7 protein-coding genes are annotated in these 12,756 nt (G+C 75.9%); 1 reads left to right on the top strand and 6 read right to left on the bottom strand.

What is annotated here, in order from left to right; all coding sequences use genetic code 11:
* Positions 1–697: 697 nt before the first annotated feature.
* The 4 genes from IE330_RS01005 to IE330_RS38625 form a co-directional block, all read right to left on the bottom strand.
* Positions 698–2,920 carry an ATP-binding protein gene (locus IE330_RS01005; protein ID WP_190133857.1) on the bottom strand — a complete coding sequence of 741 codons (2,223 nt, stop codon included), beginning with the start codon at positions 2,918–2,920 and terminating at the stop codon, positions 698–700.
* A gap of 181 nt (positions 2,921–3,101) precedes the next feature.
* A complete protein-coding gene (locus IE330_RS01010) occupies positions 3,102–7,541 on the bottom strand; it encodes a cation-translocating P-type ATPase (RefSeq protein WP_190133920.1) in 4,440 nt (1,479 codons plus the stop codon).
* 8 nt (positions 7,542–7,549) lie between these two features.
* On the bottom strand, positions 7,550–8,164 hold the full coding sequence (locus IE330_RS01015) for a hypothetical protein (protein ID WP_190133858.1): 615 nt from the start codon (positions 8,162–8,164) through the stop codon (positions 7,550–7,552).
* 347 nt (positions 8,165–8,511) lie between these two features.
* On the bottom strand, positions 8,512–8,892 hold the full coding sequence (locus IE330_RS38625; protein ID WP_229925246.1) for a hypothetical protein: 381 nt from the start codon (positions 8,890–8,892) through the stop codon (positions 8,512–8,514).
* A 194-nt stretch (positions 8,893–9,086) separates the two neighbouring features.
* Here IE330_RS38625 and IE330_RS01025 point away from each other — a divergent pair, with 194 nt between their 5' ends.
* Entirely contained in the window at positions 9,087–11,633 is a 2,547-nt protein-coding gene (locus IE330_RS01025; protein ID WP_190133859.1) for an ATP-dependent Clp protease ATP-binding subunit, read from the top strand.
* A 138-nt stretch (positions 11,634–11,771) separates the two neighbouring features.
* On the opposite strand, the gene IE330_RS01030 is transcribed toward IE330_RS01025, so the two are convergent.
* Both IE330_RS01030 and IE330_RS01035 read right to left on the bottom strand, forming a co-directional pair.
* Complete coding sequence (locus IE330_RS01030; RefSeq protein WP_190133860.1) at positions 11,772–12,338, bottom strand: type 1 glutamine amidotransferase domain-containing protein; 567 nt, start codon at positions 12,336–12,338, stop codon at positions 11,772–11,774.
* A 111-nt stretch (positions 12,339–12,449) separates the two neighbouring features.
* Positions 12,450–12,716, bottom strand: a complete 267-nt coding sequence (locus IE330_RS01035; protein WP_190133861.1) for a GlsB/YeaQ/YmgE family stress response membrane protein — start codon at positions 12,714–12,716, stop codon at positions 12,450–12,452.
* Positions 12,717–12,756 lie beyond the last annotated feature (40 nt).

Raw genomic sequence — 12,756 nt, forward strand, 5'->3', positions numbered from 1 at the left:
CCTCAGGACAGGTGCGGGTGCGGGCCCTGAGGGCCGGTGGCTCCCGTCGGTCGGCCGCCGTGGCGCTGCCAGGTCAGATGCCGATGCCCTGAGGGGCGGTGAAGAGGGCCGTGCGGGGTGCGCCGGTCCGACCGTTCCAGGTCTCCTGCCAGGGCCTGTGTGTCCGCCTGCTGCGGGGCGCGGGGCTCCTGTCGTCTCCCTGCCGGGTCCGGTGAGCCGGCGCGGGCAGGCTGTTCCTGCTGTTCCTGCTGTTCCTGCTGTTCCGCGGGGCGGTGCCGCGTGGGCCGTTGCGCCCCGGGGAATGCGGGTCGCTCGGGACCCCGCACCGCCCCCAGGGCGGGGAGCGCCAGCACCGCGGCGCCGATCCTCGTGAAGGACCGTCGGGACAGCTCTCTTTCGCTCATGCACGCTTCTCTGGGAGGTGGGGAACGGGGACGGCAGCGCGAAGCGGCACAGCAGGACCGAGGCTTCCCCCTGGGGACAGCAAGCCGTGTCCCCGAGTCAACCCGGCGCCACCGAGGCGCACCAGGCAATTGCTTCGGCAGAAGTAGGAGCCGGGCTACTTCTGCCGGTCACGTACCCCAGGTGAGGCCGCGGGTCCGCGGAGGCCGAGGCCGCGCACCTCGCCGCGCACCCGGGCAGTCGAAGGAGGCCGCCGGGCGCGGCCGAGGGCGGCCGGAAGCGGAGGGGGAACGGTTCACGTCCGGGTGGACAGTCGCGCGAGAGCCGCGTCGTATCGTGCCTGGACTTCCGCGTCGGCCGAGACGCGCAGCAGAGCGCCGAGCGCCCGTACCGCGCCGTCGTCGTAGCCGGAGGACTCCGCTTCCCGGGCCGCCGCGTCGAGTTGCCTGATGCCCTCGGCCTCCTGTCCGAGCCCCAGCAGCGCCTCCCCCTTGACCATGAGCAGCAGTGTCCGAGGGATGTCGGTCGTGTCCGGTCGGTCGTGGAGAGCCAGGGCCTGGGTCGCGGTGTCGAGGGCCTGGCGCCATTGGGCGGCGTCGGCGAAGTGGCGGGCGAGGTGCTGCAGGGCCAGTTTCTCGAGTCTGCGGTCGCCGGCCTCGCGCGCCAGCTCCCGTGCCCGCCGGCACCCCTGCGCGGCGTCGTCCAGGCTGCCGTGCGCCGCTTGTGCCATGGCCACCACGATCAGGGCGTTCGCCTCGGCCACCGCGTCACCTGCCCGGGAGGCCAGTGCGCAGGCGGCCCGCAGGTGGGTGAGCGCCTCCGGGACGCGCCCCTCCTCGATCAGGATCCAGCCGAGCACGTTGAGGATGCGTGACTCGCCGTGCTGGTCGGCGTCGGCCCGGGCCGCTACGAGCGCGGTCTGCAGGAGTGGGACCCAGCCGTCGCGCACACGCCACACGATCAGCGGCCACAGCGTCAGGGCGATCCGCCAGGTCCGCTCGTGCAGTGCGGCGGCGTGCGCCGCGGCCACCGCCAGGACGAGGTCGTCCCTCTCGGCCGCGTACCAGGCCACGGCCGCGGACCGGTCGGTGAACGCCCGCACGGCGGTGGGCGGCAGATAGCCCTCGGGCAGCGGGAAGCAGTCCTCGGTGCCGGGCTCGGCCGCGGCCACCGCCGCGATGCCCGTGGCGAGGTAGTGGTCGAGCACGCGCTTGAGCGCATCGGGCCCGGCGTCCAGGCTCCGTGCGTAGAGCCGCACCAGGTCGTGCATCGTCCAGCGGCCGGGCGCCGTCTCCGTGACCAGGTGCGCGACGGCCAGCCGCTCCAGACAGGCCTCGGCGGCTGCCGGGTCCGTGTCCGCCAGGGCCGCCGCCGCATACCGGTCGACGTGCGTGCCGGGGTGGCAGCCGAGCCGGGCGAACAGGCTGGAGACGGGCCCGGGGAGCTGTTGCAGCGTCACGCGCAGCGCCGCCCGCACGCCGGTGTCCTCCACGTCCAGCAGGCTGAGCCGGCGCGTCTCGTCGGACAGCTCGGCGGCCATCGCGTCCAGCGACCAGCCGGGCTGCTGCGCCAGCCGAGCGGCCGTCACCCGCAGCGCCAGGGGCAGCCCGCCGCACAGTTCGGCCAGCCGTCGCGCGGCTTCCGGCTCCGCGTCCACCCGTTCCGGGCCCAGGACGCCGGCGAGGAGCATGGTGGCATCCCTCGGTCCGAGCACGTCCACGGCGACGGACCGGGCGGCATCGGTGACGATCAGCCCCGCCAGCCGGTGTCTGCTGGTGACGACGGTGACGCAGCGGCGCCCGCCCGGCAGGAGCGGCCTGACCTGCTCGGAGTCCCGCGTGTTGTCGAGCACCACCAGGAGCCGGCGCTCGGCGGCGAGCGACCGGAACAACGCGGCCGCGCCGTTCACTGACTCCGGTATCCGGTCGTCCGGGGCACCCAGCGCCAGCAGGAACTCGCGCAGCACCTCCAGGAGAGCCGGCTCGCCCTGGTCGCCGAAGCCGCGCAGGTCGGCGTAGAGGAGTCCGTCGGGGAACGCGGCACGGCTCCGGTGCGCCCAGTGCAGCACGAGCGCCGTCTTGCCGACCCCGGCGGGACCGACGACCAGACAGACCGGCGCCTCACCTCCGGCGGCCCGGAACACCGCGGCCAGCTCCGCCGCCCGCCCGTGGAAGCCGCGCGGCGCGCGCGGCAGCAGATCGGGCACGCCCTGGGGCGCCGCGGTGTCCGGCACCGCGACAGGCGCCGACGCGCGCGGCGTGGAGGCCCGGCGCGGCCGTCCCCGGCGCGCCAGGCGCTCCAGCTCCCTCGCGTCCTGCGGACTCAGGCGCAGGGCCGTGGCCAGGGCGGACACGGTCCTGCGCTGCGGGCCGCGCGAGTGTCCGCGCTCCATGTACGACAGGGCCCGCACACTGATCCCCGCCGTCTGCGCCAGCTCCTCCTGCGTGAGCCCGGCGCTCCGGCGCAGGCCGTGCAGGAACACGCCGAAGTCGCCGTCAGCCGGTGTTTCCGTACCCATGCTCCAAGCCCCCGCGCGACGCCAGGGCCCACCGGATGCGCAACCCCACCTGCAAAAGTATGCAGCACCCTACTTTCGCAGGTGAACGTGCCTGTTGCGTTCAGGTCAAGCGCTGCGCCGGGTGTGACGCACGGCGTCGTGGAAGGTGCCGACGCGAGATCAGGAACAGTGGAACGACCTCTCATGCGGCCGGGCTCGCGACGCCGCTGTGGACCCAGTCCTGTCCCTTGCGGACCGCGCGGTCGAGCCGCAGGGCCGCGCGTGTCGCGGCGTCGTACGCCTGGCGCACCGGCTTCAGTCGCTCCAGACGGGGCGCCAGCGCGGACAGGGTGATGCTCAGGGCGACCCCGGCCCAGGCCAGCGGCCCCAGCGGGGTGCAGCCGAAGAAGTGGCTGACCCCCGGCGTCTGCACCAGCGCGGCGAGCACCGCGGCCGAGCCCAGGGCCGTCGCCCACACCAGCGGGCTGTGGCGGCGGCCCATCAGGGTCTGCACGAGCTGGGCGCCCACCACCCCGCACAGCGCCATGGTGCTGGAGCGCCGCTCGGTGCCGGGGGTGAACCGGCCGAACAGGTACGCCGTGACGGCGCCCAGGCAGGTGGTGACGCCGCGGCGGCGGATGTTCCGCAGCAGCGGCGCGCCGAGCAGGCCGGTGTCCATGGGGGCCGTGTCGACGTGCTCCCCGGTGGCGGGGTCGTCGCTCGGGGTCACGGCGACGGCCATGGCCGGGAACATGTCGGTCAGCAGGTTCACCAGCAGCAGTTGCCGCGTCGACAGCGGCGAGGAGCCGGACAGGAGCGTGCCGAGCACGCTGAACCCGACCTCTCCGGCGTTGCCGCCGATCAGGATGGAGACGGCGTCGGCGACGCTGCGCCACAGCGCCCGCGCCTCCGCGACGGCGTCGACGAGGACCGACAGGTCGCTGCGGGTCAGGACGATGTCGGCGGCGTTGCGGGCCGCTGCCGAGCCGCGGGCCGCGATGCCGACGCCGACGTCGGCGGCCCGGATGGCGGCGGCGTCGTTGGCCCCGTCGCCGGTCATCGCGACGACGCGGCCCGCCTCCTGGAGCGACTCGACCACCTGGAGCTTCTGCTCGGGCGCGACGCGCGCGATCACGCCCGCGTCGCGCAGGGCGCGGGTGCGGGCCGCGCGGTCCATGGCGAGCAGTTCGTCGCCGGTGACCACCTGGGTGGACTCCGGCCACCCCAGTTGCACGGCGATGGCGTGCGCGGTCTGCGGGTGGTCGCCGGTCAGCATCACCGGCACCACACCGGCGCGGCGCAGCCCGGCGAGCAGCGCCGCGGACGTGTCGCGCGGGGCGTCGGCGAGGGCGAGCAGACCGACGAGCTCCAGGCCGTCGGGGGCCTCGTCGAGCACCGTGCCGGCCGCGTCGGCCCCGACGGGGCGCCGGGCGAGGGCCAGGACCCGCAGCCCCTCGCCCGCCAGGGACCTGACGGTCTCGCTCACCCGGTCCGGCACGTCACGGCAGGCGGGCAGCACGACCTCCGGGGCGCCCTTGAGCACCAGCAGGTGCTCGCCGTCCCCGGCGTGGCCGACGGCGGCGGCGTACCCGCGGCTGGCCTCGAAGGGCAGCTCGGCGACCGGCGTCCAGTCGTCGGCCGGGGCCACGTCCAGGACGGCCTCGTCGGTGGCGTGCGCGGGCCGGCCGCGGTGGGCGTTGCCGGGCTGGGGGCAGGCGCGGGCCGCCAGGCGCAGCGGGTCCGCGGCGCCCTCGGCGTCCGGGGTCAGGGCGGTGCCGTCGGCCATGACGAGGCGGACCAGGCGCAACCGGTTCTCGGTCAGGGTGCCGGTCTTGTCGAAGCACACCGTGTCCACGCGCCCGAGCGCCTCCAGGGTGCGCGGGCTGCGCACCAGCACGCCGTGCCGGGACAGCCTGCGGGCCGCGGCCATCTGCGCGACGGTCGCCACCAGGGGCAGGCCCTCGGGCACGGCCGCGACGGCGACGGCCACTCCCCCGCTGACGGCCTGGCGCACCGGGCTGCCGCGCAGCAGCGACAGGCCGGTGACCGCGGCGCCCCCGGCGAGGGTCACGGGCAGTGCCTTGCGGGTGAGTTCCTGGAGCCGCGCCTGGACCCCGGCGGGCGGCGGGGTGCGGGCGGCGAGGGACACGGCGCGCCCGGCCTCGGTCTGCTCACCGGTGCCCACGACGAGGGCGGTGGCCTCCCCGGCGACGACGGTGGTGCCCTCGAAGACCATGCAGCAGCGCTGGGCGAGCGAGGCGTCCGGGGTGGGCGCCGGGTCCTTGGCGACCGGCAGGGACTCCCCGGTCAGCGCGGACTCGTCCACCTCCAGGCCGTCCGCGGCGACCAGCCGCGCGTCGGCGGGCACCACGTCACCGGCGGCCAGCCGGATCTCGTCGCCGGGCTTGAGGCGGGCGGCGTCGACCGTCACCGGCCGCGCGCCCTTCTTGACCTTGTGGGCCTTGGCCTTCTGCCCGGCCGCGAGCCCGGCGAGGGCGCGTTCGGCGCGCAGCCGCTGCAGGCCGCCCGCCGTGGCGTTCAGGTCCATCGCGCCGAGCACGAGCAGCGCGTCCACCACCGAGCCGAGCAGCGCGGAGGCGGCGGCGCCGGTGGCGAGGACCGGCGTCAGCGGGTCGTCGAGCTCCCGGCGGATCGCGTCCGCGGCCTGGACGGTCCACCGCACCGGCGCGAGGGCGGGCGTGCGCGCCACCGCCCGGGCCCTCTCCCGCTCCCGGGTGGCGGCGCGGGCGGCGTGGCCGCCCTCCTCCTGCGCCCCGGCCCGCCGCAGCCGCTCGCGCACCTCGGCGGAGTCCAGCTCGTGCCAGGCCACGCGGGGGCGCGGCCGGGGCGGGCAGGCCAGCGCCGCGGTGAGCGCGGCCCGCCAGCCGAACAGCAGGGCCGCGGTGGCGGCGATGTTCACCGGCGCGTGCCGGGAGCCGGGCAGCCGGCGCCAGCTCACCTGGGCGCCGCCACCGCTGGCGACGAGGAGCCCGGAGAGCGCGGCGCCGGCCCGGGCGAGCGCCTGGGACCTGCGGCCGGCCTGCCGGGCCGCGGGGATCGCGGTGAGCACGCGCCACACGTCGGCCAGGCCGTTGCGTACGAGTAGGTCGGCGCCCCAGACCACGGCGGACTCGCGGTCCACGCAGGCGACGGCCACGTCACCGGCGAGCAGGCCGTCGAGGACGCCGGCGGCCGCGGCGTCGAGCTCGCGCACGCAGTCGTCGCCCGTGCCGTGCGGGGTCGCGGTGGAGCCGCCGGACGTGGCGTACGGCGTCCCCGCGCGGGCTGTGCCGCCCGCGGGCTCCGTGCCCGGTGCGGCACCGGAGGACGGTATGCGCGCCACCGTCACGACGACGCGGTCGTCGTCGCGCAGCGTGCGCACGATGTCCCCGAACGAGCGGCCCGGCGGGGCGACCTCGTCGGCGAGGGTGGCCGTGTCGCCGAGGGCGGGGTCGTCCGTCATGACCACGTACAGGCCGGCGTCGCGGGCCGCGTGCAGGACCCCTTCGACGCGTGCGTCGAGGCACTCCTCGCCGGGGCGGCGCAGGGCACCGGAGTGCAGCACGAGGGTGTCGGCCAGTTCGAGCTGGCGCATGCGTTCGCTGTCGCGGACGAGGATGCCGGCGCGGGCCAGGAGGGTGCCGAGCGCGGCGTTGAAGGCGGCGGGCCCGTACCGGGCGGCCTTCGGGGACCCGGCGAGCACGGCCTCCGCGGCCTCTTCGGCGTTGTGCCGCAGCAGCAGCGTCGCGGCGGCGCCCGCCAGGCTGCCCGCGGCGGACGTGGCGGCGTACTCCTGGGCGGGGGTGACGCGCCGCTCGGGCCGGGAGGCGGGCACACAGGTGACGCTGTCGCGCCCGGTCGCGCAGAAGTCGTCGTGCAGCGACTCGAACAGGGCGGCCCGCGCCACGGCCTCCGTGAGCTGCCCGGCGCGCAGGACGCCGTCGAGCACCAGGGCGACGGGGGACTGTCCGGCGCCGTGGGCGGCGGCGTTCGCCGCGGCCAGCGCCAGATCGGTGCCGGTGGGGCCGAGCCGCTCGCGCAGCACCTCCCGCAGCCGGGGGTTCTCGCGCAGCAGCGTCACGGCGGCCGTGACGACGCGGGGCGACCTGGGCAGCCGCAGCATCCAGCCGGTGAGCGCGCCCGCGGTGCCGGCCACGTCGAAGGCGAGCGCGGCGGCGGCGTCGCGCACGCCGCGCGGGTCGCCGGGGTGGGCGAACTCCTCCACGGAGTCGTCGACCGCCGGCTCCAGGCCGAAGCGGGCCGCGAGGCCCGCCGCCTTCCGCTCGACGCCGTCGGTGACCTCGTCCTCGGCGACCGTCACCACGAGGCGGGACAGGCCGCCGTCCCAGTAGGCGGTGATCACCTCGGGGTGCTGCTCCAGGGCGGCGGCCACCTTGCGGGCGAGCGCGGCGGTGCCGCCCTCCGGTGCCGGCCGGTCGGCGGCGGGGCGCAGCGGCAGGTGGACGCGCCGCTCGGCCCGCCACTCGGCGCCGCCGCGGACGGCGTTGCGGGCGACGTGGCCCACGCGCCGGGCGGAGCCCCACACGGAGTCGGCGCCGTGGACGGTGCCCCTGGCGGCCCTGGCCGCCGCACCGGCGGCGGCGCCCACCGCAGCGGGCGCCGCCTCAAGGGGTGTCAGCAGATTCAGCACTACGCACCACCCATGTCACCGGTCCTCGTCCGCCCGGTGCCGCGTGGTCGCCCTCCGCCTCGGGCCGGTGCGGCCGTGCGGCGGCGCCGGGTGGTCGCGGTGCCCTGGCGGCAGGCGGTGGTGGTCACCCGGCGCGTCGCGGTACGGGCGGCGGCACGCGTCCTGGCCTCAGCGGTGCCGACGCTCGCGGACGCCGCCGTCGCGGAGGCGCCGCCCGCGTCGGCGGCATCGGCCCTGTCCGGGGCGGTACGCGTCCGCGCGGCCGCCACCGTGTCGGAAGCGGTACCGGTCCCCGCCCTGACCGCGGTGCCGGATGCCGTGCGTCCGGCCGGGGCGGCGGACGTGCGCGGGCCCGCCGAGCCGAGCCGCTCGCGCGCCTGCGCCGTCGCCCCGCCCGGGTGCTGCCGCGTGTCCGACCGGTCGTCGTCCGCGGCGTCCGTGTGCGGCTGCGTCAGCCACGCGACCGCCGCGCCCGTCACCGCGAGCGGCCACTCGACGAGTCCGGCCACGCCGAGCAGTCCGGCCCCGGTGTAGACGGCGTACCGCCTGCCGCGCGGGGACACCACGCCGATCCGGTCCAGCGCCTCGTCGGTGACCCGTGTCACCGCGCCCATGCCGGGGACCCGCTTGAGCTGCGTGGCCGCCGCCCGCACCGGCCACGGCAGGCCCGGCGCACCTCCACCGGAATCCGGTACACGTCCACCGGCGCCCGGGGCGCGCCCACCGGAGTCCGGCGCGCGTCCGCCGGTGTCCGGTGCGCGTCCGCCGACGTTCTTCGTACGTTCACCAGCCGACCGGTCCTGGTTCATGTCGACCTCCACCCAGTAGTCACTGTCGGCCGGGTTCCCCGTTATCCGCCGGGATCCCCCCGGTGTCTGATGTGCGTACATTTTACGCTTTTCACACCTTTCGCGCGTTTGGCGAGCCGTGCCGCGGGAAGCGCGCGGCGGCGCGGGCCCGCTCAGGCCTTGCCGTCGCCGTCACCCTCGCCGCGGTCGCCGTCGCCGTCCTGGGCGCCCGAGACGGGGCCCTCGCCGCCGATGGTGTCGGCGTACTCCAGCGGGTCGAGGGTGCCCTCGGCGTCGGGGCCGATGCCCGCGCTGCCACCGGGCTGGCCGCCGCCCGTGGTGCCGTACCCCCCGGGGACGCCGGGCACGCTGTCCGCGTCCGCCTGTTCGCGCGAGATCTTCCGGGTGGCGCGGACGCCGGTACGACGCTCCGGGGCGGGGTAGTCGAACGGCTGGGAGTGCGCGCGCTCCTCCTCCTCGCGGGCCTGGCGGGACGCCGCCGCCGCGTCCTTCTGCCGCTGCTCACCACTCGTGTTTTCATCGTGTTTTGTCATGGTATGTCCGGTACCCGTTCCGGCGTCCGGGCATGCGGCTCCGCCGCCATCGGGCCTCTTCGCCGGGGGGTGGGCCGACCTGCCCGGCGCGTATGAACCCCGGTGCACAGGGCACGTGTATCGGGGCATCAGAAGCCACAGACGCCTACTGGAACAGCGCGTCCACCAGACCCAGGACGCCGGAACGGACGCCCATGAGTGACGCATTCGCGGGGCCGGAGGGGTTCGGACAGGATCCCTTCGGCGAACTGTTCGCACGGTTCCTCGGCAGCGGACGGCGGCAGATCGACATCGGCAGGCTCATGAGCGGGCCCGCCCGCCAGTTGGTCGCCACGGCCGCCTCGTACGCCGCGGAGCACGGCAAGCTCAACCTGGACACCGAACACCTGCTGCGCGCGGCGCTGACGATCGAGCCCACCCGCAGCCTGGTCGCGCGCTCGGGGGCCGACCCGGACCAGATCGCCGAGCAGATCGACCGGAACGCGGGTGACCCCGAGGGCGTCACGCCGTCGCAGGCGGTGGCGCTGACCCCGGCGGTGAAGCGGGCGCTGCTGGACGCGCACGAGGTGGCGCGGGCGGTGGGCGCCGGCTACATCGGGCCCGAGCACATCGTCATGGCGCTGGCGGCCAACCCGGACTCCGCGGCGGGGCACATCCTGAACGCGGCCCGGTTCGACCCGGGCCAGGCCCCGCAGGGGAACTCCGGGCAGGGGCAGCACGGTCCGGCGAGCGGCGCGGAGCAGCAGCCCAGCAGGGTCGGCGGGTCCACGCCGACCCTGGACCGCTTCGGACGGGACCTGACGGAACTGGCCCGGCAGGGGCGCGTGGACCCGGTCATCGGCCGCGACGAGGAGATCGAGCAGACCATCGAGGTGCTCTCGCGGCGGGGCAAGAACAACCCGGTGCTCATCGGGGACGCGGGCGTCGGCAAGACCGCCGTCGTGGAGGGCCTGGCCCAGCGCGTCGCCGACGGCGACGTGCCGGAGACCCTCGCGGACCGCCGCGTCGTCGCCCTCGACCTCTCCGGGGTCGTGGCGGGCACCCGCTACCGGGGCGACTTCGAGGAGCGGCTGAAGGCCATCATCGACGAGGTCCGCGCGCACTCCGACGAGCTGGTCGTCTTCATCGACGAACTGCACACCATGGTCGGGGCCGGCGCCGGCGGCTCCGAGGGCGGGTCGATGGACGCGGGCAACATGCTCAAGCCCGCGCTGGCCCGCGGCGAGCTGCACGTCATCGGCGCGACCACCCTGGAGGAGTACCGCCGCCACATCGAGAAGGACGCGGCGCTCGCCCGCCGGTTCCAGCCGGTCCTCGTCCCCGAGCCGTCGCCCGCGGACGCGGTGGAGATCCTCCGCGGCCTGCGCGACCGCTACGAGGCGCACCATCAGGTCCGCTACGCCGACGCGGCCCTGCTCGCGGCCGTGGAGCTGTCGGACCGCTACCTCACCGACCGGTTCCTGCCCGACAAGGCCATCGACCTGATGGACCAGGCCGGTGCCCGGGTGCGGCTGCGGGCCCGGACCAAGGGCACGGACGTGCGCGCGCTTGAGCGCGAGGTCGAGCAGCTCGCCCGCGACAAGGACCAGGCGGTGGCGGCGGAGCAGTACGAGCGCGCCACCGAACTGCGCGACCGCATCGCCGACCTGCACCGGAAGATCGAGGCCGGGCGGGAGGTCCGCGAACCGGGCGACGGCGCCATCGTCGAGGTCACCCCCGAGGACATCGCCGAGGTGGTGTCCCGGCAGACCGGCATCCCCGTCAGCAGCCTCACCCAGGAGGAGCGGGACCGCCTGCTCGGCCTGGAGGACCACCTGCACCAGCGGGTCGTCGGACAGGACGAGGCCGTCACCGCGGTCGCCGAGGCGGTGCTGCGCTCACGGGCCGGGCTCGCCAGTCCGGACCGGCCCATCGGCAGCTTCCTCTTCCTCGGCCCCACCGGGGTCGGCAAGACGGAGCTCGCCCGGGCGCTCGCGGAGGCGCTGTTCGGCAGCGAGGACCGGATGGTGCGCCTCGACATGAGCGAGTACCAGGAGCGGCACACCGTCAGCCGGCTCGTCGGCGCGCCGCCCGGGTACGTGGGCCACGAGGAGGCCGGGCAGCTCACCGAGACCGTGCGGCGCCACCCGTACTCGCTGATCCTGCTCGACGAGGTGGAGAAGGCCCACCCCGACGTCTTCCACACGCTGCTCCAGGTCCTCGACGACGGGCGGCTCACCGACGCGCAGGGCCGGACGGTGAACTTCACCAACACCGTCATCGTGATGACCAGCAACCTCGGCTCGGAGGCCATCACCGGCCGGGGCACGGCGCTCGGCTTCCGCGCGGACGGCTCCGACGCCGACGAGGAGGCCCGCAGGGAGCAGATCCTGAAGCCCCTGCGCGAGCACTTCCGGCCGGAGTTCCTCAACCGCATCGACGAGATCGTCATCTTCCGCAGGCTCTCCGGCGAACAGCTCCACCAGGTCACCGACCTCCTCCTGGAGGAAACCCGCCGCCGGCTGCGCGCGCAGGACGTGGCCATCGAGTTCACCCCGGAGGCCGTCGACTGGCTGGCGCGCCGCGGCCACCAGCCCGAGTACGGCGCCCGGCCGCTGCGCCGCACCATCCAGCGCGAGATCGACAACCGCCTGTCCCGCCTGCTGCTCGACGGCGAGCTCGGCGCGGGCAGCCACGTGGAGGTCGCGGTCGAGGACGACGAGCTGCGGCTGCGCACGACGGCGGCACCGCAGGCGGGGTGAGCCGCGGGCGCACCGGGACGCCACGACGCCCGGGACGACGCCCGAGCCCTCGGACCGATTCTCCGGTCCGAGGGCTCGGGCGTCGTGCGGTGTGTGCGGTCTCGGGCGTTCCGCGGTGCGCGTGCGGCGCGAGTGTGGTCAGCCGGACGCTTCGAGCGCGGTGCCGATCTCGCGGAGGAAGTCGTCGAGGTCGTCGGGGGTGCGCGAGGTGATCAGCTCCCAGCCGTTCGCCGTGCAGCGCATGACGGGCTTGTCGACCCAGGTGCCGCCGGCGTTGCGGATGTCGGTGGCGACCGAGGCGTACGACGTGAGGGTCTTGCCCTCCAGCACCCCGGCCTCCACCAGCAGCCAGGGGCCGTGGCAGATGGCCGCCACCTTGCGCCCCGACTCGGCGAAGGCGCGGGCCGTGGCGACGGCGCCCTCGTCGAGCCGCAGCGTGTCGGCGTTGACCGTGCCGCCGGGCACGAGGAGCAGGTCGTACGAGGACGCGTCCGCCCGGTCCAGGGTGAGGTCCGGGTCGACGCTCTTGCCGGGGTCCTTGTCCCCGACGAGGGTGCGGATCTCGCCGTCCGAGACGGCCGCCACGTCGACGTGGGCGCCCTGGTCCCGCAGCCGCTGGACCGGCACCACCAGCTCGTCCTGCTCGACTCCGTAGGTGGTCACGACCGCCAGGACGCGGCGTCCGTTCAGGGAGGTGTGTGCCATGGTGCTGCCTTTCTGTGGTGGTGCGTCGTGCGTCTTTCCGTGGTGCCGTGTCACCGGGTGCCGGGCCGGGGGCGCGTGGCCGGGGGCGCGTCGGCGGTGGGCCCGCGGTGTTCAGTGGGCGGCGCGGCCGGACAGCGTCCGGTACGCGAGGACGATCAGGACCGATCCGGCGACGGCGGCGACCCAGGTCGACAGGTGGAGGAGGCCGTTCATCGACCGCACTCCCAGGACCAGCGAGCCGAGCAGGCCGCCGAGCATTCCGCCCGCCATGCCGATCAGCGTCGTGACGACGGCCCCGCCCGGGCCCTTCCCCGGAGTGAGGGCCTTCGCGACGGCTCCCGCGACCAGGCCGACCACGACCCACGTGACGATGCCCACGCTCGTGCCTCCGTTCGCTTCCGGTCCCTTCCGGTCCCTC

The organism is Streptomyces longispororuber, assembly GCF_014656095.1.
Classification (GTDB): domain Bacteria; phylum Actinomycetota; class Actinomycetes; order Streptomycetales; family Streptomycetaceae; genus Streptomyces; species Streptomyces longispororuber.

What these genes read in the sequence shown, in the direction of transcription:
- IE330_RS01005 (WP_190133857.1), bottom strand. Translation starts at nt 2,920, where the DNA reads ATGGGTACGGAAACACCGGCTGACGGCGACTTCGGCGTGTTCCTGCAC.
- IE330_RS01015 (WP_190133858.1), bottom strand. Translation starts at nt 8,164, where the DNA reads ATGGGCGCGGTGACACGGGTCACCGACGAGGCGCTGGACCGGATCGGC.
- IE330_RS38625 (WP_229925246.1), bottom strand. Translation starts at nt 8,892, where the DNA reads ATGACAAAACACGATGAAAACACGAGTGGTGAGCAGCGGCAGAAGGAC.
- IE330_RS01025 (WP_190133859.1), top strand. Translation starts at nt 9,087, where the DNA reads ATGAGTGACGCATTCGCGGGGCCGGAGGGGTTCGGACAGGATCCCTTC.
- IE330_RS01030 (WP_190133860.1), bottom strand. Translation starts at nt 12,338, where the DNA reads ATGGCACACACCTCCCTGAACGGACGCCGCGTCCTGGCGGTCGTGACC.